This window comes from Pseudomonas sp. 910_21 (assembly GCF_052850735.1).
Window position 1 is genome coordinate 531,449 of sequence record NZ_VXCY01000003.1, and the last position, 25,584, is coordinate 557,032.

Below are 25,584 nucleotides of genomic sequence, written 5' to 3' on the forward strand. Positions count from 1 at the left end.
CTGACGATGCAATTTCAGCAATCCACACGACTGGCTCAGGTCAATTGCCCTCTGGGACCGGACGTCCTGCTGCTCAACAGCATGGGCGGCGGCGAAGAGCTGGGGCGCTTGTTCGACTACCAGATGCAGCTGACCTCCAGCGACGCCAACATCGACCTCAACCAGCTGCTGGGCAAGCCCATGGGCCTCAGCGTGCAGTTGGACGACGGTAGCCAGCGCTATTTCCACGGCATCGTGGCCCGCTGCAGCCAGAACGTCGACAGCGGCCAGTTCGCCAGTTATCAGGTGACCCTGCGCCCCTGGCTGTGGCTGCTGAGCCGCACCTCCGACTGCCGGATTTTCCAGAACCTGAGCATCCCGCAGATCATCAAGCAGGTGTTCCGCGACCTGGGCTTTTCCGATTTCGAAGACGCCCTGAGCCGTCCCTATCGGGAGTGGGAATACTGCGTGCAGTACCGGGAAAACAGCTTCGACTTCGTCAGCCGGCTGATGGAACAGGAAGGCATCTACTATTTCTTCCGTCACGAGAAGGACCGCCACGTACTGGTGCTGGCCGACGCCTACGGTGCCCACAGCAGCGTGCCCGGCTACGCCTCGGTGCCCTACTACCCGCGAGACGAGCAACAGCGCGAACGCGACCATATCTTCGACTGGCACCTGGCCCAGGAAGTCCAGCCCGGGTCCCTCGAACTCAACGACTACGACTTCCAGCGCCCCAGCGCACGGATCGACGTGCGCTCGGCCATGCCGCGTCCCCACAGTGCCGGCGACTACCCGCTCTACGACTACCCCGGCACCTACGTGCAGAGCAGCGACGGCGAGCACTACGCGCAGACCCGCATCGAAGCCCTGCAAAGCCTGCACGAGCGCATCGAACTCAGCGGCAATGCCCGTGGCCTGGGGGTGGGCAACCTGTTCAACCTCACCGGCTTCAGCCGCCAGGACCAGAACCGCGAATACCTGATCGTCGGCATCCACTACTACGTGGTCCAGGAGAGTCTGGAGACCGGCGGCAGCGGCGGCTCGGCACAGTTCGAAAGCCACCTGACCTGCATCGACGCCCAGCAGAGTTTCCGCCCCCTGGCCAAGACCCAGCGGCCTATCGTCCAGGGCCCGCAGACCGCGCGGGTGGTGGGCCCGGCCGGGGAAGAGATCTGGACCGACCAATATGGCCGGGTCAAGGTGCACTTCCATTGGGACCGCCACGACCAGTCCAACGAGAACAGCTCCTGCTGGATCCGCGTGTCCCAGGCCTGGGCCGGCAAGAACTGGGGTTCGATGCAGATCCCGCGGATCGGCCAGGAGGTGATCGTCAGCTTCCTCGAAGGCGACCCCGACCGCCCGATCATCACCGGCCGGGTGTACAACGCCGAGCAGACCGTGCCCTACGACCTGCCGGCCAACGCCACCCAGAGCGGGATGAAGAGCCGTTCGAGCAAGGGCGGCAGCCCGGCCAACTTCAACGAAATCCGCATGGAAGACAAAAAGGGCGCGGAGCAGCTGTACATCCATGCCGAGCGCAACCAGGACATCGTGGTCGAGGTCAACGAAAGCCACTCGGTGGGCAATGACCGCAACAAGAGCATTGGCCACGATGAGTACGTGACCGTTGGCAACAAGCGCACGCGCATCGTCCAGCACGTGGACGAGCTGCGGGTCGGCGAGAAAAAAATCGACAGCGTCGGCCAGAGCTACGTGATCGAGGTCGGCGAGCGTCTGCGCCTGGTGTGCGGGGCCAGCATCCTGGAGCTCAACGCCAGCGGCCAGATCAACCTGTGCGGGGTCAACATCAGTGTCCACGCCAGCAGTGACGCGCAGATCAACACCGGCGGCGTGCTGCACCTGAACAACGGCGGCGGCCCGGACACCACCACCGAGGGCCAGGGAGTCCACGGCGCCATCAGCGCCCTGGTGAAAGCCGCCTTCCCCACGCCCAAGGGCCAGTAAACGGATGCTTGCACCATGACCTATCGCCTCAATGAACTGCAGTTCCAAGCGCCCGCCGGCGAGCTGCAGGACGCCTCGATCAACATCCTCAAGTTCCCGCAGCTGGGTACGTCGCTGATTGTCAGCCGCAGCTTGCTGGGCGACGGTGAAACCCTGGAAAGCAACCTGACAAGCCAGCTGCAACGGCTGGAGCAACAGGTCCAGGAACTGCGCTACCAGACCCCGCAACCGGTGCTGCTGGGTCCGGCCCAGGACATTCCGGGCCTGGAGCTGCGCAGCCAGTTCAGCAAGGGCAGCGAGCAGGTGTTCCAGTTCCAGCTGGCCCTGGTGCTGCCCGGCACCCGGCAGATGCTCGCCATGAGCTACGTCAAGGCACAGAAACTCGGGGATGGGGAAGCCGCCCATTGGGCGCAGATCAAGAACACCTTGGTGCTGAGCTGAGGCGGGCCCATGTCTGACGCGCTGTGGGCCGCCCGACTGGGCGACGGGCTGGAACACACTTCGATGATGGCCGACATCCTCGGCGGCGTGCTGGAGGTGGCGGCCAACGTCGCCATCGGCGCCCTGGCAACCATGGCGGTGGCCGCGGCGGCGGGCATCACCGTGGCCACCGGCGGCCTCGGCGCTTGCGTGCTGGGGCTGGTGGTCGGCGTGGTGGTGGGCGTGGTCATGAGCAAGACCGGAGCCGACAAGGGCCTGAGCAATTTATGCGAGGGCTTCGCCAACGCCCTGTTCCCCCCCTCGATCCAGGCCACCATCGCCAGCGGTTCGCAAAAGGTGTTGACCAACAACAAACCGGCGGCCCGCGCGGCGGGCATCGCCCCGCCGTCGCATATCAGCGGCGACGGCGCCGAGGAAGGCGAAGCCACCGACACCCCTTCGGCCACCCCGGAGGAAGGCCCGGGCTTCCTCGACATGGCCAAGGAATTCTTCTCGCAGATGTGGCGGCCCACCGTGGCCTCCCCGGCCCCCGGCTCCCAGACCAAGGAACTGGACCTGGTGACCTGCACCAAGCACCCGCCGATGCCCGTGCAGTACCTGGCCGAAGGCTCGGAGAAGGTCAGCATCGACGGCCAGCCGGCGGTGCGCAGCGGCGACCGCAGCACCTGCGACGCCAAGGTGGTGGCGGCCGGGCCGATTTCTCCCGACGTGACCATCGGTGGCGGCTCGGTGGTGGTGCGCGAGATCCGCAGCGGCAAGACCCCGGGGGTAGGCCTGGCGGTGACTGTGCTGATGATGCTCAAGGGCGGCAAGGGCAAGTTCCTCAGCAACCTGCCGTGCATGCTGATGGCCGGAGTCAACTCCTTTGTCGTCAGCCAGGCGACCAATGCCCTGACCCAGGCTATCGCCGGCTCGCCCAATCCGGTGCACGCCGCCACCGGGGCCAAGGTGCTGGGGTACGACGAGGACCTGGATTTCGCCTTGCCCGGGGTGTTGCCCATCGATTGGCAGCGGGTCTACAACAGCCTCGACGAGCGCCGGGACGGGCTGTTCGGCGCCGGCTGGAGCGTGCTCTACGAGAGCTTTGTGGCGCTCGACGCCCACCCCGAGGGTGGTGAACGCCTGATCTACACCGATGAACAGGGGCGGCGCATCGACATGGGGTCGATTCCCCTCGGTGGCGCGGTGTTCAGTGACGGCGAAGGCCTGAGCGTGCGGCGCAATCACGACGGCCGGCTGCTGATCGAGAGCGAGGACGGCCTGTACCGGCTGTTCGAGCCCAGCCCGGAGCGTCCGGCCCATCTGCGCCTGAGCCAGCTGGGGGACCGCAACGACAACCGCATTCACCTGGACTACGACAGCGGCGGGCGCCTCGGCCGCCTGCGCGATACCTTCGATCAGGTCCAGGTCGAACTGATCTACAGCCCGCAATGGCCCGGCCGGGTGGCGCAGATCGAGCGCCTGTACCCCGACCAGCAGCGTGAAGTGCTGGCCAGCTACGCCTATGACAACCAGGGCGACCTGGCCGAAGTGCGCGACGCCAGCCAGCAATTGCAACGCCACTTTGCCTACGACAGTGCCCGGCGCATGGTCGAGCACTGGCTACCCACCGGGTTGCGCTGCTTCTATGAATGGGCCTGGATCGACGAGCGCGAATGGCGGGTGGTTCGTCATTACACCGATGAAGGCGACGAATACCGCTACGACTACGACCTGCAGGAGGGCACCACCCGCATCACCGACAGCCTGCAGCGCCAGAGCCTGCGGCGTTGGAACAGCCAACGGCAGATCACCGAATACACCGACAACCTGGGGCAGACCTGGCAGTTCCAATGGAACGAAGAGCGCCAACTGCTCGGGGCCATCGACCCTCTGGGCGGCCAGTACCAGTTCCATTACGACGACACCGGCAACCTGTGCCGCAGCGTCGACCCCCTGGGACGCTGCGAGTCGACCCTGTGGCTGGAACACTGGTCGCTGCCACTGACGCAAATCGACGCCGCCGGCAATAGCTGGACCTACCAGTACGACGCCCGGGGCAACTGCATCCGCGAAACCGATCCGCTGGGCCACAGCACCCGCTACCGCTATGACGCCCGCGGCCTGGTGCGGGAAGTCATCGACGCCAGCGGCAAGCGCCAGACCCTGGAATGGAACGACCAGGGGCAGTTGGTGCAGCAGGTCGACTGCTCGGGCTACCCCACCCGTTTCAGCTATGACCGCCAGGGCTACCTGCAGACCATTACCAACGCCCTGGGCGAGCGTCAGACCTTTCACTACAACGCCCAGGGGCGCTTGCTGCAGAGCCACTTGCCCGATGGCCGCAGCGAACACTACCAGCGCGACGCCAGCGGCCTGCTGACCGGCTACATCGACCCGGCGGGCCACAGCACCGGCTATCAATACGATCGCCGGGGCCAGGTGCGCCTGCGCACCGATCCCCATGGCCGGCAAGTGCAGTTCGGCTACGACGCCTTTGGCCGTCTGCAGACGCTGACCAATGAAAACGGCGAAAGCTACCGTTTCACCTGGGACGTGGGCGATCGCCTGGTGCAGCAGCAGGACCTCGACGGCAGCGCCCGGCGCTTTGCCTACGACGGTCTGGACCAGGTCACCCGCCTGGAGTACGTCCCCGCGCCCGCGGCCCCGGGAGCGCCGGCCGTAGCGCCCATCGTCCACCAGTTGCAGCGCGACGCCGTGGGCCGCCTGATCGGTAAGACCACCGACGACGGGCACACCCGGTACGACTACGACCCGCTGGATCAACTGACGGCGGTGCACTTTACCGACCACGCCGGCCAGCAGCAGGACCTGAGCTTCACCTACGATGCCCTCGGCCAGTTGCTCTCGGAGCAGACCCCCGACGCCAGCCTGCAGTACGAGTACGACGAGCTGGGCAATCCGACCCGCACCCGCCTGCCGGATGGCCGCTGGCTCAACCGCCTGTATTACGGCAGTGGCCACCTGCACCAGATCAACCTCGACGGCCAGCTCATCAGCGACTTCGAGCGCGACCGGCTGCACCGCGAAGTGCTGCGCACCCAGGGCCAGATCAGCTGCCACAGCGAATACGACCGCGGTGGCCGCCTGCGTGCCCGTCTGCGGTGCTCGACAGCGATGCCGGGCAACCCGACGCTGGAGCGGCAGAAGCACTTCGAATTCGATCCCGGCGATAACCTGATCGGGCGCATGACCCGACAGCCTCAGGGGCAGGACCAGCAACTGCTGCACTACGACGCCAGCGGTCGCATCATCGCCAGCCAGGGGCGCCTGGCGGGGCACAACGAAACCTTCAGCTACGATGCCGCAGCCAACCTGCTGGACGGGGCCCAGGTGGCAGGCGGGCAGGTCCGGCACAACCAGCTGCTGAGCCTCCAGGACAAACGCTACCGCTACGATGGCTTCGGCCGGCTGATCGAGAAACGCAGCGCTAGCCGCGGCGTACAGCATTTCAGCTATGACGCCGAGCATCGCCTGATCGAGGTGCGCAACCTGAGCGCCGCGGGTGACACCCTGGTGCGCATGCGCTACGACCCGTTCGGCCGGCGGATCGCCAAGAGCCTCTGCGACAGCCAGGGCCAGCCCCTGGATGAGACCCGCTTCACCTGGGATGGCATGCAACTGCTGCAGGAGCACAACCGCCACCAGGACAGCCTGTACCTCTATGCCCCGGACAGCGATGAGCCCCTGGCGCGGGTCGATGGCCTGGGGGCCCGGCAGAAGGTGCGCTACTACCACAACGACTTGAGCGGGCTGCCGGAGCAATTGACCGAGGCCGACGGCCACTGCGTCTGGCAGGCGCGCTATCGGGTCTGGGGCAACACCCTGGAAGAGGTGCGTGAACCCTATTACATCGAAGAGCAGAACCTGCGGTTCCAGGGCCAGTACCTGGATCGGGAAACCGGCCTGCACTACAACACCTTCCGCTTCTATGACCCGGATGTGGGACGCTTCACCACGCCGGACCCGATCAGCCTGGCCGGGGGCCTGAACCTCTACCTCTACGCCCCCAATCCGTTTGGCTGGATCGACCCCCTGGGCTGGAGCTGTGCCTCGTCGATCAACCGCCGGATCAAGAGCCTGAAGAAACAGGGCTATCAGGACCACCACATCCTCAGCGACAAGCACCCGGCGACCAAGAATCATCCGTTGCTCAAGCTGGCCGGCTACGATCTGCAAAGCCGAAGGAATAAAATCTTCCTGCCCAACAAGAAGACCGCGATGAAGGACCCGCGCCGTTCGATCCACGAAGGCCGCCACGCCGGCCGGGTCAGCGACAACCTGGCGGCGAAGATGACCCAGGTGGAGCAGGTCGGCAAACGCAATAACTGGAACCAGGCCCAATACCGCAAGGCCCTGGACAAAATTGTCTCCGATGAGCGCCAGTTGCTGCGCTCAGGCCAGCGGCAACTGAACAAGAATGCTCGGCCGGGAGCCTATTACGATTAGGAACAGATGATGATCTTGAGCTGGAAACCCCCGATCCAATACAACCCGAAGCTGATCGGTTCCTACGACGTCGAGAGCGGTGCCTATGAAACCCCGGGCTCCAGTTTCGACTACCTGGCCCTGCTCGCCGGGCAGCCGTATCCAAAGGCGATGGACACGCCGCCGGTGTTCTTCCCGTGCAAGGCGAAGAAGCTGCTGGAGCACGATTGCCTGTGGCTGCTGGGGGGCATTCCCCTGGTCTCGGCGCGCCTGGCGGACTTTCTCCGCCAGCAGGCGCCGGCCGACGTCGAGCTGATCCAGCCCTTGCGCCTGGTGGCCGACCACCAGGACGTCAGCCAGCCGTACTACATCGTCAACGCCATCCAGGCCGTCAAGGCCATCGACCACGCGCGTTCCGAAGCGGAGCGCGACGATGACGGCACCCTGCTCTACTTCAACAAGACCTGGTTTCTTGAGAGCGCCCCGGGCATGGGCCAGATCGCCCGGGAGCCGGAATCCGGGGATCTGTTGATCACCGCGACGCTGGCCGATCGCTTGATCGACGCCGGCTTCAAGGGTGACAAGGGGCTGGGGCTGTACAGCGCCGAACGGCGTTTCGTGCCTTATCGCAACAATGCCTGAGGCCTGAAAGAGCCCGGGTCAGATCGCCGAGCCGCGATTGCTGCCCGGCTTGATGATCAGCAACCAATCCAGCTCGCGCCGCCTGGCGCGGGTGACGAACGCCAGCGCGGCTTGCAGGTCCTGTTCGAACCGCTCAAAGGTCGCGCGATCGATGGCGTAGTACTCCTCGTAGTCCACCACGCCGAGGCTGACCGGAAAGGAGACGTAGTACTGTGCGGTGGACTCCTCGATGCCCATCGAGAACATTTCCTCGCGGTTGACCAACAGATCCTTGAACAGCATGGCGCGCCTCAGGGCAGATCGACCTTCAAGCCACGCCCGGTCTGCACCGCCACGTAGTGCGCGTCTTTCAGCGCTCGGGCCAGCTCAGGGTCGGTTTCGTCGAACTCCTTCACGGCAATGGCGCCAATGCTGATCTGGTGCAGCGCGGAGCGGTCCAGGCTGCGGTCCAGCAGAACCGCGCGAACGTACTGCAGCTGTTTTTGCAGGACGTCGAAGACCTCGTAACCCGGCAGGACCAGGGCTCGCTTGGCCACCAGCGCCAGTGCGCGATCAATGTAGTCGATTGGTTTCATGGTCCACCAGGAGAGAGCGCGCCGAAGGCGCCTTTGTCATTGGAGAACAACTGCTGCGCCCCGCCCTTGGCGGGATAGGACTGCCCCTTGACCGACCAGAAGTCGTTGGTCGGCGCAGCCGTGCTGCGCAGGACTTGCACCTTGCGGGTTGTTCCATAGGAATTGAGAACCTTGGGTTCAATGGTGTTGGCGGCGCGGTTGGTGCCCATGGGGTTGATCCCCAGCTCGGTCGGCTGCACTCGCGGGCTGAGAGTATACCAGTTGCCTTGGGGCGCCCCGGGGGACTGGTATTGCCACAGGTTCTTGCCGGGGGCCAAGGTCTCGACGCGCACCGGATGATTGAAATCCAGGCCGTTCATGTAGGACTGTGCGTCGACCTTGGAATAGCCCTGGGACTGGAAGAAGTTCGCCGCCACTTCACGGTTGCCACGGTAATTGATGTCGCCATGCAGGTCACCGGAGCGGCCGAACTTCTGATTCAGGTAGGCACGCCGCGAGGTCAACTCGGGTACCGCGGTCGCCGGTTTGCGCGCCGCCAGTTTCGGCCCCAAGCCCAGCAGGGCCATGCCGGCCACCCCTTGCAGCAGATCGCGATAGCCCGGCCCCAGGCGGTCGCCCAGGTCCCCCAGCAGGGCCATGCCGCCATACACCGCGGCGCCCACTGCCAGGGCGCCGGCCAATGCCGCCACTCCCGCCATGGCCGCCACCACCAGCCCGGCGCCGAGCGCCGCCAGCCCCAGTGCTTCCAGCCCGGTGTGCATCCAGCCTTCGATATCCAGGACGAACGCCACCTGCACCGTGGGCCCGCCGATGAAGGTGTTTTCACTGCCGGTCTTGATATGGGCGCCGCAGACCATCTTGCTTTGCAGGCGCGCCGCCGGCTTGCCGTTGATGGTGACCTTGGCGCTGCCCTCGGCGATCAGTACCGGGAACGGCCAGATCGGGTGGTTCAGCGGCAAGCCGCTGCACGAGGACGAGTGATCCTGGCCCGCGCGCATGGCGTTGCGCAGGTTGATGCGGACATTGAAGCTGCCCTCCACCAGCACCCCCGTGCTGGGTTCAGGCAGGTTGAAAATGGTGCTCAAGCCCTTGGCGATCTGGAACATCGACAAGCCGCCCGCCGCGACCGAGCCCGCGATGATGGCGATCGCCACCCCACCGGTGGCCACCGTCGCCGCCACTACTGCGGCGCCAATCAGGGCACCGACAACGGCCCCTGCGACCATCGCCGCCACGCCAAAACCGTGGGCGATCTCATCCCCCAGGCGCGCTGCTGCCAACATATCCATGGTTCGTTACTCGGCCTGGAGGATCAGACCACCGCTGGCTGGGGCTTGAGGCTTTGCATGGCCTGTTTCCAGGCGGGTTCGTGGTGCACCAGATCATTGACCGTGGTGGTCAGGGTGGTGATCAGCACCGCCGGCTTACGCTCGATGAACACCTGGCGCAGCATCAGCTCGCGACCTTCGCGTTTCCAGCTGTAGTCCAGCAGGACCGAGGCGTGGCCGTGCATGTCGAAGTCCCAGCGCTTGATCAGGGTGAAGCCCGGCAGTTGCTGCTCGGCGCCGCTCAGTTGCCGGGCCACGTAATCGGCGAATGAAGCGTCGCCCTGGCTCGGGTCGCGGCTGATGACGAAGCTGGCTTCCTGGGCGCCGCCCACTGCCGGCAGCTTGAAGATATTGATGCTCTGGTCCTGCCAGGCATCGGGGATGTCGAGGTCGGCTTCTTGAATGCGGTAAGAGGACAAGAGGTTCGCGTTCCATGCTGAGGGGGTCGGACAGCGGCGGATTTTCAAGCAATGAACGGCAACAATCAAGGAACCCGTCGGCAACTTTGAACAAACCAATCCTGCCCGGCAAAAGCACCTGGATCAGGCTCAGCGTGCTTCCAGACAGGCGGCGTAAGCCTGGGCAAAACGTCGGTCGAACTTGAGGGCCTGGGGCTCTTCGGGATCGATGCTGACATTCCACAGCGCTTGTTGCGGCACGTCATAGCGAACCCAGCCGATGATCCCGCTGCCGGAGGTTTCGTAGAACAGCTGCAGGCTCAGTTCATCGCCATCATCGCGGTCGATCAGCAGCTTGAGCCGCTGCGGGGTGGTGAAGTCGCGGTAGGGAAAGTCACTGCTCCTGACCATTTCGGTGAGGTAGCCGTAGCAGCCTTGACCCGGGTTGGCCTCATCGGCCAGGGCCGGCAGGGTGAAGGCAGTGATCAGCAGGCTCAGGCCCGCCCGGATCAAGTACCGCATGATTGCCCCTTGAGGGTCAGGGTTTCGACCTGATCGTTCATCTCGATCTGCGCCAGCACCTGGCGGTCGTGGGATTCCTGGTACTCGCTGAAGTTGTTGCGCTTGAGGATGTTCAGGGTGACGCGGATATGGGCGCCGGCATTCTGGTACTCGCTGCGCTCGGGGCCCTGAGCGGCGCCGGTGAGTTCCACCAGTTGCCCGCCAGTCTTGAGGTAGAGAAAGCGCTCATCCACTTCCACCAGCAAGCGCGGCGCCTTGGGTGCCACGCTGTAGTCCTCGCGGGCCAGGGAGTAGCCGCAGAGCCAGGAGCCGGTGCTGTCGTATTTCTGACTGTGGAACCAGCTGAGGGCCTCGCGATAGCCGATCTGGCCCAGTCGCGAATCGCTGCCGGCCGAGGCCGATGACAGGCCAAGGGAGAGGATGCAGCCCAGTAGCATGGCGGCAACATCGGGGCGCCCCAGGTAGCGCAACGTGGCCACCCATGCCGGGCGGTTGTCAGTGGTGCGGGTCATCCTTGGCCTTAGATCACGAATCGGACAATCGCGCATCCTAGCCACGCCACTGCGGCTTCGCAAGCTGATCGGCGAGCAATCTGCGGGCAAAAAAAATAGGCACCCGATGCGTTCGGCGTGCCTATTTTCCCCTGCAAGCTCCCGCTGCCGGGAGCTCGCTCAATGCTTATGGGTTGACGCTGTCTTTCAGCGACTTGCCCGGTTTGAATGCCACGGTGTTGCTGGCCTTGATCTTCACCGGCTCGCCGGTTTGCGGGTTCTTGCCGGTGCGGGCGCCACGGTGACGTTGCAGGAAAGTACCAAAACCGACCAGGGTGACGCTGTCTTTGCGGTGCAGAGCCCCGGTGATTTCTTCAAGAATGGCGTTGAGCACGCGATTGGCCTGCTCTTTGGTCAGGTCCGCTTTTTCAGCAATGGCTGCGGCGAGTTCTGGTTTACGCATAGTGTGAAGCCTCTTTGACGGTTTTTTGTTGTTATGTCCGTGCTGTTCACGGGAACAGCGCCCAAGGCGCCGCAGGCTCTACGCTGCGGCAGACGGGTGTGAGGATGGCACGCGCTTGAGAGTGGCGCCAGTCTTGCCACGACCTTTGTGAGGGCATAAACCCGGTTATTCCGACAGAACGACCGGTATTTAAGCCAGCAGGGCCGGGAGTTCCTTGTTCAGGGCCAGTTTTTCCATCACCGCCGCCCCGGTCAGGGCGTAACCCAGCAACTGGCCGCTGGCGTCACGGCACAGCACCTTGATGTCGGCGCCCTGCCCTTCGGCGGTCCAGACACCTTCGGCACCCCGTGGCGGTGGCGACACCACCAGGGGGCAGACCGGCGTCTTCACCGTGATCGGCATCGGCCCATAGCTGACCGCGGTGGGCTTGCCGGCCAGGGTTTGCGCCAGGGCCCGGGCGCAGCTCATCAACGGCATCACGTACAGCAGGTTGAGGCCATCGACCTCGGCGCAATCGCCCAGGGCGTAGATATTGGCGTGGGAGGTTTTCAGTTCACGGTCCACCACCACGCCGCGATTGACCACCAGCCCGGCGGCGGCGGCCAGGTCGATACGCGGACGCAGGCCAATGGCCGAGACCACCAGATCGCAGGCGATCACCTGGCCATCGGACAGATGGGCTTCCAGGCCGTCGGCGCTGCGTTGCAGGCGGTTGAGCACCGGCCCCAGGTGGAAACGCGCGCCCAGGCTTTCCAGTCCGGCCTGGACCGCCGCCGCAGCAGCCGGGTGCAGCAGGGTCGGCATCACCTGTTCGCACGGGGCCACCAGGTCCACGCTGTAGCCGCCGAGGATCAGGTCGTTGGCAAACTCGCAGCCAATCAGCCCGGCCCCCAGCAACAGCACCCGACGCTTGCCTGCCGCGGCGCTACGAAAGCGTGCGTAGTCTTCCAGGTCGTTGATGGGGAAAATCAGTTCGGATGCATCGCCCTGCACCGGCACCCGCACGGTTTCCGCGCCCCAGGCCAGGATCAGGTCGCGATAGGCCACCGCCTCTTCACCGATCCACAGGCGCTTGTGGCCAGGATCGATACCGCTGATACGGGTGTGGGTGCGAACCTCGGCCTTGAGCTGCTCGGCCATGGCGCCAGGCTCGGCCATGCTCAGGCCGTCGGCGTCCTTGTTCTTGCCAAAGCCGGTGGACAGCATCGGCTTGGAGTAGGAACGGCCGTCATCGGCAGTGATCAGCAACAACGGCGTTTGGCCATCGAGCTTGCGAAATTCCCGGGCCAGGTTATAACCCGCCAGACCTGTTCCCACGATCACCACCGGTGCGCTCATTCCCTGCTCCTTGTTATTGGTCGTTCAATCCACAGAATTCGATCAAGCGATCTCGATCATTTCGAAATCCATCTTGCCCACGCCGCAGTCTGGGCAGAGCCAGTCTTCGGGCACATCTTCCCAACGGGTACCCGGCAAAATACCGTCGTCCGGCCAGCCTTCCGCTTCGTTATAAATCAGGCCGCAGACCACACATTGCCACTTTTTCATTGATGCATTTCCTCGGGAGTTCAGGCTCGGTCGATGGATCGACTCTAAAGGCCACGCTGATCAGCGTCCGGCACTGGGGTTTTTTACTGATCACTACCGGCAGATGCAAGCACGTTCGTGCTGCCAGGCGTCCTGGATCAATCAAAACCGGCGGTTGCCATGCTAAGCTCGCCGCCTCATTTGCTGCCAACACTGACCCACTGTGCCGCACTCAATGTCCCCCGCACCGACCCCGACCTGGGTGGTGCAAAGCCGTCTGTCCCCCTTCCCCGGCGCAGCCGTTGCCAACTGGCTGTTCGATGAAGGGTCGCTGACCCGACGCCTGACCCGACTCTCCCACAACGGCTTCAGCGTCACGCCGCTGGTGGAAGAATGGCAAACCCTGCGCAACGACGAATGCGCCGCCCTGGACCTGCCCGAACACAGCCAGGGCTGGGTTCGCGAGGTGTACCTGCGGGGCCACGGCGAAGCCTGGGTGTTCGCCCGCAGTGTGGCCGCCCGCAGCGCCTTGCAGGAGGGCGGGTTGAACATCGACGAACTGGGCAGCCGCTCCCTCGGAGAACTGCTGTTCTGCGACGAAGCCTTTGCCCGCCGGCCCATTGAAGTCTGCCGCTATCCTCAGGCCTGGCTGCCCACTGCGGTGGCCACCGAGGAGCTCTGGGGCCGCCGTTCGCGCTTCGATCGCGGGCCCCTGAGCCTGCTGGTCGCCGAGGTCTTCCTGCCCAGTCTGTGGCGCGCCATCGAAGCCCGACCGGAGGCCTGCTGATGTACCTGAGCCTGCTCAAATCCCTCAACCGCCTGCATCCACGGGCCTGGGACTTCCTGCAACTGACCCGCATGGACAAGCCTATCGGCATCTACCTGCTGCTGTGGCCGACCCTGGTTGCCCTGTGGATCGCCGCCGAGGGCACGCCGTCCCTCAGCCATGTGCTGATTTTCACCTTCGGCGTGGTCCTGACCCGGGCCGGCGGCTGCGCCATCAACGACTTCGCCGACCGCAAGGTCGACGGTCAGGTCAAGCGCACCGACCAGCGGCCCCTGGCCACCGGCAAGGTCAGCGCCAAGGAAGCCCTGGCACTGTTCGCGATCCTCATGGGCGCAGCCTTCCTGCTGGTGCTGTGCACCAACGCCACCACGGTCTGGCTGTCGTTCGGCGCCCTGGCCCTGGCGGCCTGCTACCCCTTCATGAAGCGCTACACCTATTACCCGCAAGTGGTACTGGGAGCGGCCTATTCCTGGGGCATTCTGATGACCTTCACCGCGCAGAACGGCGAACTGCCGGCCAGCGCGTGGCTGCTGTACATCGCCAATCTGCTGTGGACCGTGGGCTACGACACCTACTACGCCATGACCGACCGCGACGATGACCTGAAGATCGGGGTCAAGTCCACGGCGATCCTGTTCGGCGATGCCGACCGGGTGATCATTCTCACCCTGCAGGGCTTGTCATTGGGCTGCCTGCTGCTGGCTGGCGCGCGCTTCCATCTGGGGGGCTGGTTCCACCTGGGGCTGGTGGCGGCGGCGGCGTGTTTTGCCTGGGAGTTCTGGTACACCCGGGATCGCGACCGGATGAAATGCTTCAAGGCCTTCCTGCACAACCACTGGGCGGGCATGGCGATCTTTATCGGCGTGGTCCTGGATTACGCGTTGCGCTGAAATCCCTATCTATAAAGCCGTAGCCGCTACCCATGTAGCGGCTACGCGCTGCTGGCTAATCGGACTTGGCGACCTTCCAGGCGCCGTCCATCTTGCCTTCACCGGTCATGTCGCCGGGCTTCTTGTCCATCACGAAGCTGTACAACGGCTTGCCGTCATAGGCCCACTGCGCCTTGCCGTCATCACGCTTGACCACCGTCCACTTGCCCATGTCCTTGTCGCTGCCCTCGGCCATCAGAGGCGGCCAGTTGGCGGCGCATTTGTCGTTGCACATGGATTTTCCGCCTGCATCCTTGGCAAAGGTGTAGAGGGTCATGCCCTGGAGATTGACCAGCACGCCATCCTTGCTCGTCGCCGGGTCGGCGGCCATGGCGAATGTCGGCAGGGCCAGGACAGCGCCTACCAACAGGACTTTCAACGATTGCTTGAACAGAGTCATGGAAACCTTCTTTTGTGGTTGTCAGGAATCGGACCCAAAGCTTAGTCGACGAAGCTGCACCACGCCCCGCGACCTGAAATACTGTCACACGACTGCAATAATTCCGTTATCTAATGCGGCGCAAGACAGTTAAATGACAAGAGGTTCAAGCATGGTTGGCAGAAGCATTCTGATCGTTGACGACGAAGCGCCTATTCGCGAAATGATCGCCGTTGCGTTGGAAATGGCCGGCTATGACTGCATGGAGGCAGAGAACTCTCAGCAGGCCCATGCCATCATCGTCGACCGCAAGCCGGACCTGATCCTGCTGGACTGGATGCTCCCCGGCACCTCCGGCATCGAGCTGGCCCGACGCCTCAAGCGCGACGAGCTGACCGGGGACATCCCGATCATCATGCTCACCGCCAAGGGTGAAGAGGACAACAAGATCCAGGGCCTGGAAGTCGGCGCCGACGACTACATCACCAAGCCGTTTTCGCCCCGTGAGCTGGTCGCCCGCCTCAAGGCCGTGCTGCGCCGCGCCGGCCCTACCGACGGCGAAGCACCGATCGAAGTCGGCGGCCTGCTGCTGGACCCCATCAGCCACCGAGTGACCATCGACGGCAAGCCGGCGGAAATGGGCCCCACCGAATACCGCCTGCTGCAGTTCTTCATGACCCACCAGGAGCGTGCCTACACCCGCGGCCAGCTGCTGGATCAGGTTTGGGGCGGCAATGTGTACGTCGAGGAACGCACCGTGGACGTGCACATCCGCCGGTTGCGCAAAGCCCTGGGTGACGCCTACGAGAATCTGGTACAAACCGTGCGCGGCACCGGCTATCGTTTTTCCACCAAGGCCTGATGCCGAAGGCAAGCGACAAGCGGCCAGCTGACAGGCGACCGCTTCAACACTTGCAGCTCGGAGCTGCTTCACCCCCACGGACGTGTTTCAAGTGAATCAAAACTGGCATGGCACCCTGATTCGCCACCTGCTGCTGTTGATCACCGGCTGCCTGCTGGTGGGCCTGATCAGTGGTTACTACGGCTGGAGCCTGGCCGCCGGCTTAGGGCTCTACCTGGCCTGGACCCTCAAGCAGCTGCTGCGTCTGCACGAATGGCTGCGCCTGCATCAACCCGACGAAGCACCGCCCGATGGCTACGGCCTGTGGGGCGAGGTGTTCGACAGCATCTATCACCTGCAACGCCGCGACCAACGGGTGCGCGGCCGCCTGCAAGCGGTGATCGACCGGGTCCAGGAGTCCACCGCGGCCCTGAAAGACGCGGTGATCATGCTCGACAGCGACGGCAACCTGGAATGGTGGAACCGCGCCGCCGAGACCCTGCTGGGCCTCAAGACGCCCCAGGACAGCGGCCAGCCGGTGACCAACCTGGTGCGCCATCCGCGCTTCAAGGAATACTTCGAGCAAGACAGCTACGCCGAACCGCTGGAGATCCCCTCCCCGGCCAACGACCGGGTACGCATCCAGCTGTACATCACCCGCTACGGCAACAATGAGCACCTGATGCTGGTGCGCGACGTAACCCGCATCCACCAGCTGGAACAGATGCGCAAGGACTTCATCGCCAACGTGTCCCACGAGCTGCGCACCCCGCTGACCGTGATCTGCGGCTACCTGGAGACCCTGCTGGACAACGTCGAGGAAGTGAATCCGCGCTGGAGCCGTGCCCTGCAGCAGATGCAGCAGCAAGGCGGACGCATGCAGACCCTGCTCAACGACCTGCTCTTGCTGGCCAAGCTGGAAGCCACCGACTACCCCTCGGACAATCAGCCGGTGCCCATCGATGGGCTGCTGCAGTCGATCAAGAGCGATGCCCAGGCCCTGTCCGGGGAGCGCAACCAGCGCATCACCCTGGAAGCCGACGCCTCGATACAGCTCAAGGGCAGCGAGGCGGAACTGCGCAGCGCCTTCTCCAACCTGGTGTTCAATGCGGTGAAATACACCCCGGCCGAAGGCAATATCCGCATCCGCTGGTGGGGCGACGAACAGGGCGCGCACCTGAGCGTGCAAGACTCCGGGATCGGCATCGACAACAAGCACCTGCCGCGCCTCACCGAACGCTTCTACCGCGTGGATTCGAGCCGCAACTCCAATACCGGCGGCACTGGCCTGGGCCTGGCCATCGTCAAGCACGTGCTGCTGCGCCACCGCGCACGCCTGGAAATCAGCAGCGTACTGGGCCACGGCAGTACCTTTACCTGCCATTTCGCCCCGGCCCAGGTTAAAAAAACCGCAGCAGGCAGCCTTACCGAACAGCGCTGACCGTGGCTTGCCCCTAGGCAATCGCCCTGTCAGCCGCTACATTGCGTAGCTTATGCCTGCCTTTCAGGCACCGCCTTTCCTTCTTTTTCGAATACACGGAACCCGCAAAACTCCATCATGGACCCTTCCCCTGGTTTTACCCTCGCGTCTCTGTTCGCCGACTTCGGCATGATTCTTTTTGCTCTGATCCTGGTCCTGCTCAACGGTTTTTTCGTTGCCGCAGAGTTCGCCATGGTCAAACTGCGCTCGACCCGAGTCGAAGCCATCGCCCATAAGAACGGCTGGCGCGGGCAGATCCTGCGCACCGTGCACAGCCAGCTGGACGCCTACCTCTCGGCCTGCCAGCTGGGCATCACCCTGGCCTCCCTGGGCCTGGGCTGGGTCGGCGAGCCGGCGTTCGCCCACCTGCTGGAGCCGCTGTTGGGCGCCGTAGGCGTGAACTCCCCGGAAGTGATCCGCGGCGTGTCGTTCTTCACCGCGTTCTTCATCATTTCCTACCTGCACATCGTGGTTGGCGAGCTGGCACCCAAATCCTGGGCGATCCGCAAGCCCGAGCTGCTGTCGCTGTGGACCGCCGTGCCGCTGTACCTGTTCTACTGGCTGATGTACCCGGCCATCTACCTGCTCAACGCCAGCGCCAACACCATCCTGCGCATCGCCGGCCAGGGTGAGCCCGGCCCGCACCACGAGCACCACTACAGCCGTGAAGAGCTCAAGCTGATCCTGCACTCCAGCCGCGGCCAGGACCCTAGCGACCAGGGCATGCGCGTACTGGCCTCGGCCGTGGAAATGGGCGAACTGGAAGTGGTGGACTGGGCCAACTCCCGGGAAGATCTGGTCAGCGTCGAATTCAATGCGCCGCTCAAGGAAATCCTCGCCCTGTTCCGCCGTCACAAGTTCAGCCGCTACCCGGTCTACGACAGCGAGCGCAACGAATTCGTCGGTCTGCTGCACATCAAGGACCTGCTGCTGGAACTGGCGGCCCTGGACCATATCCCCGAGTCGTTCAACCTGGCCGAGCTGACCCGCCCGCTGGAGCGCGTGTCGCGGCACATGCCGCTGTCGCAGCTGCTGGAGCAGTTCCGCAAGGGCGGTTCGCACTTCGCCCTGGTGGAAGAAGCCGATGGCAAGGTCATTGGCTACTTGACCATGGAAGACGTACTGGAAGTGCTGGTGGGCGACATCCAGGACGAACACCGCAAGACCGAGCGCGGCATCCTCGCCTATCAGCCAGGCAAGCTGCTGGTGCGTGGTGACACGCCGCTGTTCAAGGTCGAGCGCCTGCTGGGCATCGACCTGGACCATATCGAAGCCGAAACCCTCGCCGGCCTGGTGTACGAAACCCTGAAACGGGTGCCGGAAGAGGAAGAAGTGCTGGAAGTCGAAGGCCTGCGCATCATCATCAAGAAGATGAAGGGACCGAAGATCATCCTGGCCAAGGTGCTGATGCTCGACTGAGCGGACCGATAGGGCCTGGCCCGTGTCCGTCCGGCCTTGAGGCACTACCGGGCAATCGGGAAGCCGGGTTCTGGGGTAGGGCCGCTTCGCGGCCCAGCGGGAGCAAGCGCCCTCGCCACGACAAGCACCCTCGGCCCTGGCCTCCTTTAGGGGTTGCCCAGGGCAAAGTTCGGCAGATCCCCCAGGGGCTGGTTGAACTGATAGGGAATCGACACCAGCCCCAGCCCGGTATTGCGCTGCACCACGAAATGCAGGTGTGGCCCGCTGCTGTTGCCGGTATTGCCCGACAACCCCAACGGGCTGCCAACCGCCACCCGCTGCCCTTCCCGCACACTCACCGAACCTTGCTTGAGGTGCAGGTACACGCCCATGGTGCCGTCGTCGTGCAGCACCCGGACAAAGTTGCCCGCCGGGTTGTTGCCCCGGCCGTTCTGGGCATTCTCGGTCTTCACCACCACCCCGCCCCTGGCGGCGATGATCGGTGTGCCCACGGGCATGGCGATGTCCATGGCATAACGGCTCCTGGGACCGAAATGGCTGTATTGACCATTGGCCCCCTGAGTCAGGCGAAACGGCCCGCCACGCCAGGGCAGCGGGTAACGATAGGCCTGGGCGGCCCCTGCCGGGTCCCCCAGGGAATAACGGAACCTGGGGACATAGCTCAGGGGCTGGTCGGCGCGAGTCGCCGTGAGCAGCGCCAGGCGCTGCCTGCTGCGGGCCGGCAGCACCTGGCGGATCGGCCGCCCGGGCGCTCCGCTGACGTTGTGCAAGCCGGCAAAGCCCAACTCGATCTCCACCGGCGCGTAGAGGTCGTTGCGCACATACACCGCATCCCCGCCCTTGTGCTTCTGGATATCCAGGCGCACCTGGCGCTCCAGGTGTTCTTCCATGCGGTCGCGAAACACGAACGCCTGGGCTCCCGGCGAAGGCCGGTCGCTGTAGGACACCACGCCATCGGCATCGATGGACTTGTAGACCGTCATCGCTGCCAGCGACGTGGCAAGCATGGACAATCCGCACAACAACAGCAGGCGCACAAACATTGGGCAGCTTCTTGGCAGGTTATGCAGCCACGCTAACAGCCGGATATGGAGCTTGTGTGAATCAGGCCGGGGCCAAAGGGTGCGTGCCCGACGCGTCGAAATGGATATCCACACCCAGTTGCGCGGCCTCGGACAGGTTGACCAGGGCATCGAGGGAGAACTTGTTGATCTTGCCGCTGAGCACGTCATTGAGGCGTGGCTGGGAGATGTTGAGGCGCTTGGCCGCCTCCTTCTGCGATACCCCCCAGGCTTGCACGGTCTTGCCCAGTTCAAGCATCAGCTTGGCCCGTAGGCGCATGTTGGCGGCCTCCTGGGGCGTGGCTTCCAGGGCATCCCAGACGCTGGCAAAGCGCTGGTTGATTGGTTGGTCAGTCATGGCGTGAACCTGCTTCTTGATATCTGGCACGAGCCAGCTCGATATCCCGCGTTTGGGTCTTGCGGGTGGTCTTGCGCACCGCATGCAGCACATAGATGGCTGCGGGCCGCCTGACCACATAGAACACCCGAAACGCCCCTGAATCCTCATGGATCCTGATTTCGAAAACGCCCGGACCGATGGTTTTCACTGACCTGCAATCGTAGGGCTGTTCCCCCTGCTGCAGCAGATCCAGCTGGTAACCGGCGGCCCGACGGGCATCTTCAGGGAAAGCCCTGAGCTCCCTGAGCGCACTCCCGACAAACACCACATCCTTGTGCCTGGGCATCGAACTTCTCCTGTTACTGACCAGGAGCAAGGCTAATCAAGACTGCCGAGGCCGGCCGTGCCGGGTTGTTGCAAGGCATGGCCACAAGCATCGAATGACGTGGAGCGCTTCCTGCAATCTATATCCAAACAGATATAAATCAAGAGCAAAAAAATCAATCGGACGTACGGCAGAAAATACCGAGGGGTACGGCGAAGGCCTTGTGGCTTGGGGGTTACGGCCTGTGTGACGGGTTATTGCCAGGATCGAGGGGGCACATTGCAGCCCGCCTCGGTGGCAGGCAAAAAACTGCAGCGCAAAAGTGTTTTCAGCAGATTTCCGCGGCCCCCATCACCGTAGGAGCCGGCTTGCCGGCGAAGAGGCCCGCAAGCCTTGCGTCGTCCTTGCAGACGCCTTCGCTGGCAAGCCAGCTCCTACACAGCAAGACGGATTGTCGGGGACTCAGCACCTTCCACCGTAGGAGCCGGCTTGCCGGCGAAGAGGCCCGCAAGCCTTGTGTTGCCCTTGTGGACGCTTTCGCTGGCAAGCCAGCTCCTACAAAGCGGACTGCGCGGATCAGGCGCCGGGAACGAAATGCTTCTGCGCGGTGCCGCGGGCGATCAGACGGGAGATGTAGTCGAGCTTCTGGGCATCCTGGTCCACGAACCGGAAGGTCAGTTGCAGCCACTCGCTGTCCGGCTTGGGTTCAAAGGCCACGACCGCATGCAGGTAGCCATTGAGCCGCGCCACTTCGGCGTTGTCACCTTGCTCCAGGTCCAGCACCGCGCTTTCCAGCACCTGGGGCAGGTTCTCGCCGCGCTTCACCACCAGCAACGCTTCCTTGATGCTCAAGGCCTTGATCACGCACTGCTGGTTGCCGCTGGACAAGCGCAGTTGGCCCTGGCCACGCCCGGCACTGGCCGCGGCAGCAGGAGTCGGCGCCTTGACCGGTGGGCTGTTGAGCAGGCCACGAGCCGGAGCCGCTGCGCCAGGGGCCGGTGCAGGAGCCGCTGCCGGTTTGGCAAACGGATTGACCGGGGCCGAAGCTGCCCCCACCACCGCCGGCTTGCCGCCAGTCAGGGCGCTCAGGGAATCATTGCCGAAGGCCGAGTTCATCTTGGTCGGCGCGCTGTTCATCAAGGTGTCGAGCTTGCCGACCTTGTTCAGCGCCTGCTTGACCTTGGTCAGCAGCTGTTCGTTGGTGAAAGGCTTGCTCACATAGCCGGATACCCCGGCCTGGATCGCCTGCACCACGTTTTCCTTGTCGCCACGGCTGGTGACCATGACGAACGGCATGGTTTTCAGTGCCTCTTGCTCACGGCACCAGGTCAGCAGCTCAAGGCCGGACATTTCCGGCATTTCCCAATCGCACAGGACCAGGTCGAAGGCTTCGCGGGCGAGCATCGCCTGGGCCTTCTTGCCATTGATCGCGTCTTCGATCTTGATGCCAGGGAAGTAGTTGCGCAGGCACTTCTTCACCAGGTCACGAATGAACGAAGCGTCATCCACCACCAACACACTTACCTTACTCATCGACCACCCCTTTAAAAATCCCGGCAAGCATAACGCTGGCTGATGGCACTTTGCCAAAACTCTTCAGTCACGCCGGGACTTTTCGTTCGCGGGTGCTGCTTTTCAAATTCGAGGAGCACAAACAAAAACGCCCGGCCAAAGGGCCGGGCGCTCTTCTCGGGCACTCTTACTTATCGTCAGCTTGATCCGGAACATTAGCGGATTCGCCACTTGTGCCTTCAACTTCTTCCTTCATACGCTTGAGCCCCAGATGGCGCACGTCGGTGCCACGCACCAGATAAATCACCAGCTCGGAAATGTTGCGCGCGTGATCGCCGATCCGCTCCAGCGAACGCAGCACCCAGATAATGCTCAGAACCCGCGAGATAGAGCGCGGGTCTTCCATCATGTAGGTGGCCAGCTCGCGCAGCGCGGTCTTGTATTCGCGGTCGATGATCTTGTCGTACTGAGCCACGGAAAGTGCCAGATCGGCATCGAAGCGGGCAAAAGCGTCCAAGGCGTCGCGGACCATGTTGCGCACCTGATCGCCGATATGCCGTACTTCCACGTAGCCACGCGGGGCTTCGCCCTCTTCGCACAGCTGGATGGCCCGACGGGCGATCTTGGTGGCTTCGTCGCCGATGCGTTCCAGGTCGATCACCGACTTGGAGATGCTGATGATCAACCGCAAGTCGGAAGCCGCCGGCTGGCGACGGGCGAGGATGCGCAGGCATTCCTCGTCGATATTGCGCTCCATCTGATTGATCTGATCGTCAATCTCGCGCACCTGCTGGGCCAACCCGGAGTCGGCTTCGATCAGCGCGGTGACCGCGTCATTGACTTGCTTCTCCACCAGCCCGCCCATGGCCAGCAGGTGGCTGCGCACCTCTTCCAGCTCGGCATTGAACTGCGCGGAGATGTGGTGGGTGAGGCCTTCCTTCGAAATCATGGTTCTGCTCCACAAAAGCTGTAAGCCGCAAGCTACAAGCTACAAGCTGCCAGTTGATAGGTTTCGTCGCGTTGAACTGCTGTTACCTGCCGCTTGAAGCATGCGGCTTGACGGCTAGCCGTAACGCCCGGTGATGTAGTCTTCGGTCTGCTTCTTCGCCGGGTTGGTGAACAGGGTATCGGTATCGCCGAATTCCACCAGTTTGCCCATGTACATGAACGCGGTGTAATCGGAAACCCGCGCCGCCTGCTGCATGTTGTGGGTCACGATGACGATGGTGAACTTGGATTTCAGCTCGTAGATCAGCTCTTCGACTTTCAGGGTCGAGATCGGGTCCAGGGCCGAGCAGGGTTCGTCCAGCAGCAGCACTTCCGGTTCCACGGCAATGGTCCGGGCAATCACCAGACGCTGTTGCTGACCGCCGGACAGGCCCAGGGCCGAGTCGTGCAGGCGGTCCTTGACCTCATCCCACAGCGCCGCGCCCTTGAGCGCCCACTCCACGGCTTCGTCGAGCACGCGCTTCTTGTTGATGCCCTGGATGCGCAGGCCGTAAACCACGTTTTCGTAGATGGTCTTGGGGAACGGGTTGGGCTTCTGGAACACCATCCCGACCCGACGACGCAGCTCGGCCACGTCCTCGCCCTTGCGATAGATGTTGTTGCCGTAAAGGTTGATCGCACCCTCTACACGGCAGCCGTCCACCAGGTCGTTCATACGGTTGAAGGTCCGCAGCAGGGTCGACTTGCCGCAACCGGACGGGCCGATGAACGCGGTCACGCGCTGCTTGGGAATGTTCATGCTGACGTCGAACAGCGCTTGTTTCTCGCCGTAGAACAGGCTCAGGCCGGGCACTTCGATGGCCACGGTTTCCTGTTCCAGGCTCAGGCTCTGCTTGTCGCGGCCCAGGGCGGACATGTTGATGCCATGAGTGTGTGCTTCGTGTTGCATGGGATGCTCCCTGTGCTACCAATTCGTTTGTCGTGAACCGCAGGCATCAGGCCTGCGGTGACATCATTCTGTTTGTAGGCGCCGGCTTGCCGGCGAAGAGGCCTGCAGGCCTTGTGTCGTCCTTGCGGACGCCTTCGCTGGCAAGCCAGCTCCTACGCAAGCCAGCCGATCAGCTGTCCAGTGCCTTGTATTTTTCCCGCAGGTGGTTACGAATCCATACGGCCGACAGGTTGAGCGTGGCGATCACCAGCACCAGCAGCAGCGCGGTGGCGTACACCAGCGGCCGCGCCGCCTCGACGTTGGGGCTCTGGAAGCCGACGTCATAGATGTGGAAGCCCAGGTGCATGATCTTCTGGTCCAGGTGCAGGTACGGGTAGTTGCCGTCCAGCGGCAGCGACGGCGCCAGTTTCACCACGCCCACCAGCATCAGCGGCGCCACTTCACCGGCGGCGCGGGCCACCGCGAGGATCATGCCGGTCATCATCGCCGGGCTGGCCATGGGCAGCACGATCTTCCACAAGGTCTCGGCCTTGGTCGCGCCCAGGGCCAGAGAACCTTCACGCACGGTACGGGGAATCCGCGCCAGGCCTTCCTCGGTGGCCACGATCACCACCGGCACCGCCAGCAGCGCCAGGGTCAGGGAGGCCCAGAGCAGGCCCGGGGTGCCGAAGGTCGGCGCCGGCAGGGCTTCCGGGAAGAACAGACGGTCAACCGAACCGCCCAGCACGTAGACGAAGAACCCCAGGCCGAACACGCCGTAGACGATGGCCGGAACCCCCGCCAGGTTGTTCACCGCGATGCGGATCACCCGGGTCAGGGCGTTCTGCTTGGCGTATTCGCGCAGGTACACCGCCGCCAGCACGCCGAACGGGGTGACGATCATGGCCATGATCAGGGTCATCATCACCGTGCCGAAAATCGCCGGGAAGATGCCGCCTTCAGTGTTGGCTTCACGCGGGTCGTCGCTGAGGAATTCCCAGACCTTGCTGAAGTAGAAGCCGATCTTGGTGAAAGTGCCCATGGCGTTCGGCTGGTAGGCGTGTACCACCTTGCCCAGGCCGATCTCGACTTCCTTACCGTTGGCATCACGAGCGGTCAGGCTGTCGCGGTTGAACTGGGCGTGCAGGTCACTCAGGCGCGCCTCGATGTCCTGGTAACGGGCATTGAGTTCGGCACGCTCGGCGTCCATGTCGGCCTGGGCCGCGGCGCTCATCTGGCCATCCAGCTCCAGCTTGCGACCGTGCAGGCGGATGCGCTCCAGACCGGCGTTGATCGCGCCGATATCGGATTTCTCCAGACTCTTGAGCTGGGCCGCCAGCTTGTTCACCCGGTCGATCCGCGCTTGCAGCTCGGGCCAGGCGGCTTCGCCTTCGGCAATCACCTTGCCGCTTTCCTTGACGTTGACCAGATAGCCGTAGAAGTTGCCCCACTCACGGCGCTCGATGGCCATCAGCTCTTTCGGATAGCTCTGGTTGGTCAGCCACTCGCCGACGATCCAGGTGAAGTCGTTGCCGTTCAGGTCACGGTTGCCGACCTTGATCAGCTCGCGGGTCATGAACTCCGGGCCCTGGTCGGGCACCGGCAGGCCGGCACTCTTGAGGCGCGCCCGGGGCACTTCTTCCTTCTGTACCACTTCACCGATGACCAGATGGTTGGCCTGGCCCGGCACGTCGTAGTGAGCGTGCACCAGGTCCGCCGGCCAGAAGTGGCCGAGGCCGCGCACGGCGATCACCGCCAGCAAACCGATGGTCATGATGACCGCGATGGACACCGCGCCACCGCTGATCCAGACGCCCGGGGCGCCGCTCTTGAACCAGTCTTTTAGGGAGTTCTGTTTCACAGACTTCTACCT

26 protein-coding genes are annotated in these 25,584 nt (G+C 63.6%); 9 read left to right on the forward strand and 17 right to left on the reverse strand.

Annotated features, from left to right (window positions below):
• Nucleotides 1-6 precede the first annotated feature (6 nt).
• Genes FW796_RS12455 through FW796_RS12470 form a run of 4 tightly spaced genes read left to right on the forward strand, consistent with a single transcriptional unit; the run spans nt 7 to nt 7,458 of the window.
• The gene (locus tag FW796_RS12455; RefSeq protein WP_346634793.1) at nt 7-1,947 is read left to right on the forward strand and encodes a type VI secretion system Vgr family protein; all 1,941 of its coding nucleotides are present in this window, start codon (nt 7-9) and stop codon (nt 1,945-1,947) included.
• A gap of 15 nt (nt 1,948-1,962) precedes the next feature.
• On the forward strand, nt 1,963-2,388 hold the full coding sequence (locus FW796_RS12460; RefSeq protein WP_123728024.1) for a DcrB-related protein: 426 nt from the start codon (nt 1,963-1,965) through the stop codon (nt 2,386-2,388).
• Nucleotides 2,389-2,397: 9 nt separating this feature from the next.
• The gene (locus FW796_RS12465; RefSeq protein ID WP_446439398.1) at nt 2,398-6,837 is read left to right on the forward strand and encodes an RHS repeat-associated core domain-containing protein; all 4,440 of its coding nucleotides are present in this window, start codon (nt 2,398-2,400) and stop codon (nt 6,835-6,837) included.
• A 15-nt stretch (nt 6,838-6,852) separates the two neighbouring features.
• On the forward strand, nt 6,853-7,458 hold the full coding sequence (locus FW796_RS12470; RefSeq protein WP_148059794.1) for an imm11 family protein: 606 nt from the start codon (nt 6,853-6,855) through the stop codon (nt 7,456-7,458).
• Nucleotides 7,459-7,476: 18 nt separating this feature from the next.
• On the opposite strand, the gene FW796_RS12475 is transcribed toward FW796_RS12470, so the two are convergent.
• The 9 genes from FW796_RS12475 to FW796_RS12515 all read right to left on the reverse strand — a co-directional run bounded on the left by FW796_RS12475 (nt 7,477) and on the right by FW796_RS12515 (nt 12,783).
• A complete protein-coding gene (locus FW796_RS12475; RefSeq protein WP_404937916.1) occupies nt 7,477-7,740 on the reverse strand; it encodes a hypothetical protein in 264 nt (87 codons plus the stop codon).
• An 8-nt stretch (nt 7,741-7,748) separates the two neighbouring features.
• A complete protein-coding gene (locus FW796_RS12480) occupies nt 7,749-8,033 on the reverse strand; it encodes an immunity protein Tsi6 family protein (RefSeq protein WP_123728028.1) in 285 nt (94 codons plus the stop codon).
• Complete coding sequence (locus FW796_RS12485; protein ID WP_446439399.1) at nt 8,030-9,322, reverse strand: polymorphic toxin type 46 domain-containing protein; 1,293 nt, start codon at nt 9,320-9,322, stop codon at nt 8,030-8,032. Before FW796_RS12485 ends, FW796_RS12480 begins: the two co-directional genes overlap by 4 nt.
• A 23-nt stretch (nt 9,323-9,345) precedes the next feature.
• Nucleotides 9,346-9,780 carry a DcrB-related protein gene (locus FW796_RS12490; RefSeq protein WP_123728030.1) on the reverse strand — a complete coding sequence of 145 codons (435 nt, stop codon included), beginning with the start codon at nt 9,778-9,780 and terminating at the stop codon, nt 9,346-9,348.
• A 129-nt stretch (nt 9,781-9,909) separates the two neighbouring features.
• Complete coding sequence (locus FW796_RS12495; protein WP_346634790.1) at nt 9,910-10,281, reverse strand: hypothetical protein; 372 nt, start codon at nt 10,279-10,281, stop codon at nt 9,910-9,912.
• Entirely contained in the window at nt 10,269-10,793 is a 525-nt protein-coding gene (locus tag FW796_RS12500; RefSeq protein WP_346634789.1) for a hypothetical protein, read from the reverse strand. The genes FW796_RS12495 and FW796_RS12500 overlap by 13 nt, the downstream gene beginning before the upstream one ends.
• Before the next feature lie 166 nt (nt 10,794-10,959).
• Nucleotides 10,960-11,235: an HU family DNA-binding protein gene (locus FW796_RS12505; RefSeq protein WP_011064269.1), complete on the reverse strand. Its 276-nt coding sequence runs from the start codon at nt 11,233-11,235 to the stop codon at nt 10,960-10,962.
• Nucleotides 11,236-11,424: 189 nt separating this feature from the next.
• Complete coding sequence (locus FW796_RS12510; protein ID WP_346634788.1) at nt 11,425-12,573, reverse strand: NAD(P)/FAD-dependent oxidoreductase; 1,149 nt, start codon at nt 12,571-12,573, stop codon at nt 11,425-11,427.
• Between the two features lie 42 nt (nt 12,574-12,615).
• On the reverse strand, nt 12,616-12,783 hold the full coding sequence (locus FW796_RS12515) for a rubredoxin (RefSeq protein WP_025130776.1): 168 nt from the start codon (nt 12,781-12,783) through the stop codon (nt 12,616-12,618).
• A gap of 202 nt (nt 12,784-12,985) precedes the next feature.
• Here FW796_RS12515 and FW796_RS12520 point away from each other — a divergent pair, with 202 nt between their 5' ends.
• Both FW796_RS12520 and ubiA read left to right on the forward strand, forming a co-directional pair.
• Entirely contained in the window at nt 12,986-13,549 is a 564-nt protein-coding gene (locus tag FW796_RS12520; RefSeq protein ID WP_446439400.1) for a chorismate--pyruvate lyase family protein, read from the forward strand.
• Nucleotides 13,549-14,439 (forward strand): 4-hydroxybenzoate octaprenyltransferase, encoded by an 891-nt coding sequence (gene ubiA, locus FW796_RS12525; protein WP_446439401.1) that lies wholly within the window; start codon nt 13,549-13,551, stop codon nt 14,437-14,439. Before FW796_RS12520 ends, ubiA begins: the two co-directional genes overlap by 1 nt.
• Before the next feature lie 55 nt (nt 14,440-14,494).
• Here ubiA and FW796_RS12530 read toward each other — a convergent pair whose 3' ends face one another.
• On the reverse strand, nt 14,495-14,878 hold the full coding sequence (locus FW796_RS12530) for a COG4315 family predicted lipoprotein (RefSeq protein WP_123728036.1): 384 nt from the start codon (nt 14,876-14,878) through the stop codon (nt 14,495-14,497).
• A gap of 151 nt (nt 14,879-15,029) precedes the next feature.
• Between FW796_RS12530 and phoB the strand changes: the two genes are divergently transcribed.
• The 3 genes from phoB (at nt 15,030) to FW796_RS12545 (ending at nt 18,597) form a co-directional block, all read left to right on the forward strand.
• Nucleotides 15,030-15,719 (forward strand): phosphate regulon transcriptional regulator PhoB, encoded by a 690-nt coding sequence (gene phoB / locus FW796_RS12535; RefSeq protein ID WP_003177195.1) that lies wholly within the window; start codon nt 15,030-15,032, stop codon nt 15,717-15,719.
• A 91-nt stretch (nt 15,720-15,810) separates the two neighbouring features.
• Nucleotides 15,811-17,139: a phosphate regulon sensor histidine kinase PhoR gene (gene phoR, locus FW796_RS12540; protein ID WP_346634785.1), complete on the forward strand. Its 1,329-nt coding sequence runs from the start codon at nt 15,811-15,813 to the stop codon at nt 17,137-17,139.
• 117 nt (nt 17,140-17,256) lie between these two features.
• Complete coding sequence (locus tag FW796_RS12545; RefSeq protein WP_102862311.1) at nt 17,257-18,597, forward strand: hemolysin family protein; 1,341 nt, start codon at nt 17,257-17,259, stop codon at nt 18,595-18,597.
• A 146-nt stretch (nt 18,598-18,743) separates the two neighbouring features.
• On the opposite strand, the gene FW796_RS12550 is transcribed toward FW796_RS12545, so the two are convergent.
• From FW796_RS12550 to pstA, 7 genes are all read right to left on the reverse strand, one after another.
• Nucleotides 18,744-19,640 (reverse strand): peptidoglycan DD-metalloendopeptidase family protein, encoded by an 897-nt coding sequence (locus FW796_RS12550; RefSeq protein ID WP_346634784.1) that lies wholly within the window; start codon nt 19,638-19,640, stop codon nt 18,744-18,746.
• A gap of 61 nt (nt 19,641-19,701) precedes the next feature.
• Nucleotides 19,702-20,016, reverse strand: coding sequence for a helix-turn-helix domain-containing protein (locus FW796_RS12555; protein WP_346634783.1), 315 nt, complete (start codon nt 20,014-20,016; stop codon nt 19,702-19,704).
• On the reverse strand, nt 20,009-20,344 hold the full coding sequence (locus FW796_RS12560) for a type II toxin-antitoxin system RelE/ParE family toxin (RefSeq protein WP_446439402.1): 336 nt from the start codon (nt 20,342-20,344) through the stop codon (nt 20,009-20,011). Before FW796_RS12560 ends, FW796_RS12555 begins: the two co-directional genes overlap by 8 nt.
• 555 nt (nt 20,345-20,899) lie before the next feature.
• A complete protein-coding gene (locus FW796_RS12565) occupies nt 20,900-21,856 on the reverse strand; it encodes a response regulator (protein WP_346634781.1) in 957 nt (318 codons plus the stop codon).
• A gap of 166 nt (nt 21,857-22,022) precedes the next feature.
• A complete protein-coding gene (gene phoU / locus FW796_RS12570; RefSeq protein ID WP_025130765.1) occupies nt 22,023-22,784 on the reverse strand; it encodes a phosphate signaling complex protein PhoU in 762 nt (253 codons plus the stop codon).
• Nucleotides 22,785-22,898: 114 nt separating this feature from the next.
• Complete coding sequence (gene pstB, locus FW796_RS12575; RefSeq protein ID WP_092317750.1) at nt 22,899-23,732, reverse strand: phosphate ABC transporter ATP-binding protein PstB; 834 nt, start codon at nt 23,730-23,732, stop codon at nt 22,899-22,901.
• A gap of 169 nt (nt 23,733-23,901) precedes the next feature.
• Nucleotides 23,902-25,572, reverse strand: a complete 1,671-nt coding sequence (gene pstA, locus FW796_RS12580; protein WP_346634780.1) for a phosphate ABC transporter permease PstA — start codon at nt 25,570-25,572, stop codon at nt 23,902-23,904.
• Between the last annotated feature and the right edge of the window lie 12 nt (nt 25,573-25,584).

What these genes read in the sequence shown, in the direction of transcription:
- ubiA (WP_446439401.1), top strand. Translation starts at nt 13,549, where the DNA reads ATGTACCTGAGCCTGCTCAAATCCCTCAACCGCCTGCATCCACGGGCC.
- FW796_RS12455 (WP_346634793.1), top strand. Translation starts at nt 7, where the DNA reads ATGCAATTTCAGCAATCCACACGACTGGCTCAGGTCAATTGCCCTCTG.
- FW796_RS12465 (WP_446439398.1), top strand. Translation starts at nt 2,398, where the DNA reads ATGTCTGACGCGCTGTGGGCCGCCCGACTGGGCGACGGGCTGGAACAC.
- FW796_RS12555 (WP_346634783.1), bottom strand. Translation starts at nt 20,016, where the DNA reads ATGACTGACCAACCAATCAACCAGCGCTTTGCCAGCGTCTGGGATGCC.
- FW796_RS12550 (WP_346634784.1), bottom strand. Translation starts at nt 19,640, where the DNA reads ATGTTTGTGCGCCTGCTGTTGTTGTGCGGATTGTCCATGCTTGCCACG.
- FW796_RS12530 (WP_123728036.1), bottom strand. Translation starts at nt 14,878, where the DNA reads ATGACTCTGTTCAAGCAATCGTTGAAAGTCCTGTTGGTAGGCGCTGTC.
- FW796_RS12495 (WP_346634790.1), bottom strand. Translation starts at nt 10,281, where the DNA reads ATGCGGTACTTGATCCGGGCGGGCCTGAGCCTGCTGATCACTGCCTTC.
- FW796_RS12565 (WP_346634781.1), bottom strand. Translation starts at nt 21,856, where the DNA reads ATGAGTAAGGTAAGTGTGTTGGTGGTGGATGACGCTTCGTTCATTCGT.
- FW796_RS12505 (WP_011064269.1), bottom strand. Translation starts at nt 11,235, where the DNA reads ATGCGTAAACCAGAACTCGCCGCAGCCATTGCTGAAAAAGCGGACCTG.
- FW796_RS12515 (WP_025130776.1), bottom strand. Translation starts at nt 12,783, where the DNA reads ATGAAAAAGTGGCAATGTGTGGTCTGCGGCCTGATTTATAACGAAGCG.
- FW796_RS12560 (WP_446439402.1), bottom strand. Translation starts at nt 20,344, where the DNA reads ATGCCCAGGCACAAGGATGTGGTGTTTGTCGGGAGTGCGCTCAGGGAG.
- FW796_RS12460 (WP_123728024.1), top strand. Translation starts at nt 1,963, where the DNA reads ATGACCTATCGCCTCAATGAACTGCAGTTCCAAGCGCCCGCCGGCGAG.
- FW796_RS12480 (WP_123728028.1), bottom strand. Translation starts at nt 8,033, where the DNA reads ATGAAACCAATCGACTACATTGATCGCGCACTGGCGCTGGTGGCCAAG.
- phoB (WP_003177195.1), top strand. Translation starts at nt 15,030, where the DNA reads ATGGTTGGCAGAAGCATTCTGATCGTTGACGACGAAGCGCCTATTCGC.
- FW796_RS12475 (WP_404937916.1), bottom strand. Translation starts at nt 7,740, where the DNA reads ATGCTGTTCAAGGATCTGTTGGTCAACCGCGAGGAAATGTTCTCGATG.
- FW796_RS12510 (WP_346634788.1), bottom strand. Translation starts at nt 12,573, where the DNA reads ATGAGCGCACCGGTGGTGATCGTGGGAACAGGTCTGGCGGGTTATAAC.
- FW796_RS12485 (WP_446439399.1), bottom strand. Translation starts at nt 9,322, where the DNA reads ATGGATATGTTGGCAGCAGCGCGCCTGGGGGATGAGATCGCCCACGGT.
- pstB (WP_092317750.1), bottom strand. Translation starts at nt 23,732, where the DNA reads ATGCAACACGAAGCACACACTCATGGCATCAACATGTCCGCCCTGGGC.
- FW796_RS12500 (WP_346634789.1), bottom strand. Translation starts at nt 10,793, where the DNA reads ATGACCCGCACCACTGACAACCGCCCGGCATGGGTGGCCACGTTGCGC.
- FW796_RS12545 (WP_102862311.1), top strand. Translation starts at nt 17,257, where the DNA reads ATGGACCCTTCCCCTGGTTTTACCCTCGCGTCTCTGTTCGCCGACTTC.
- phoU (WP_025130765.1), bottom strand. Translation starts at nt 22,784, where the DNA reads ATGATTTCGAAGGAAGGCCTCACCCACCACATCTCCGCGCAGTTCAAT.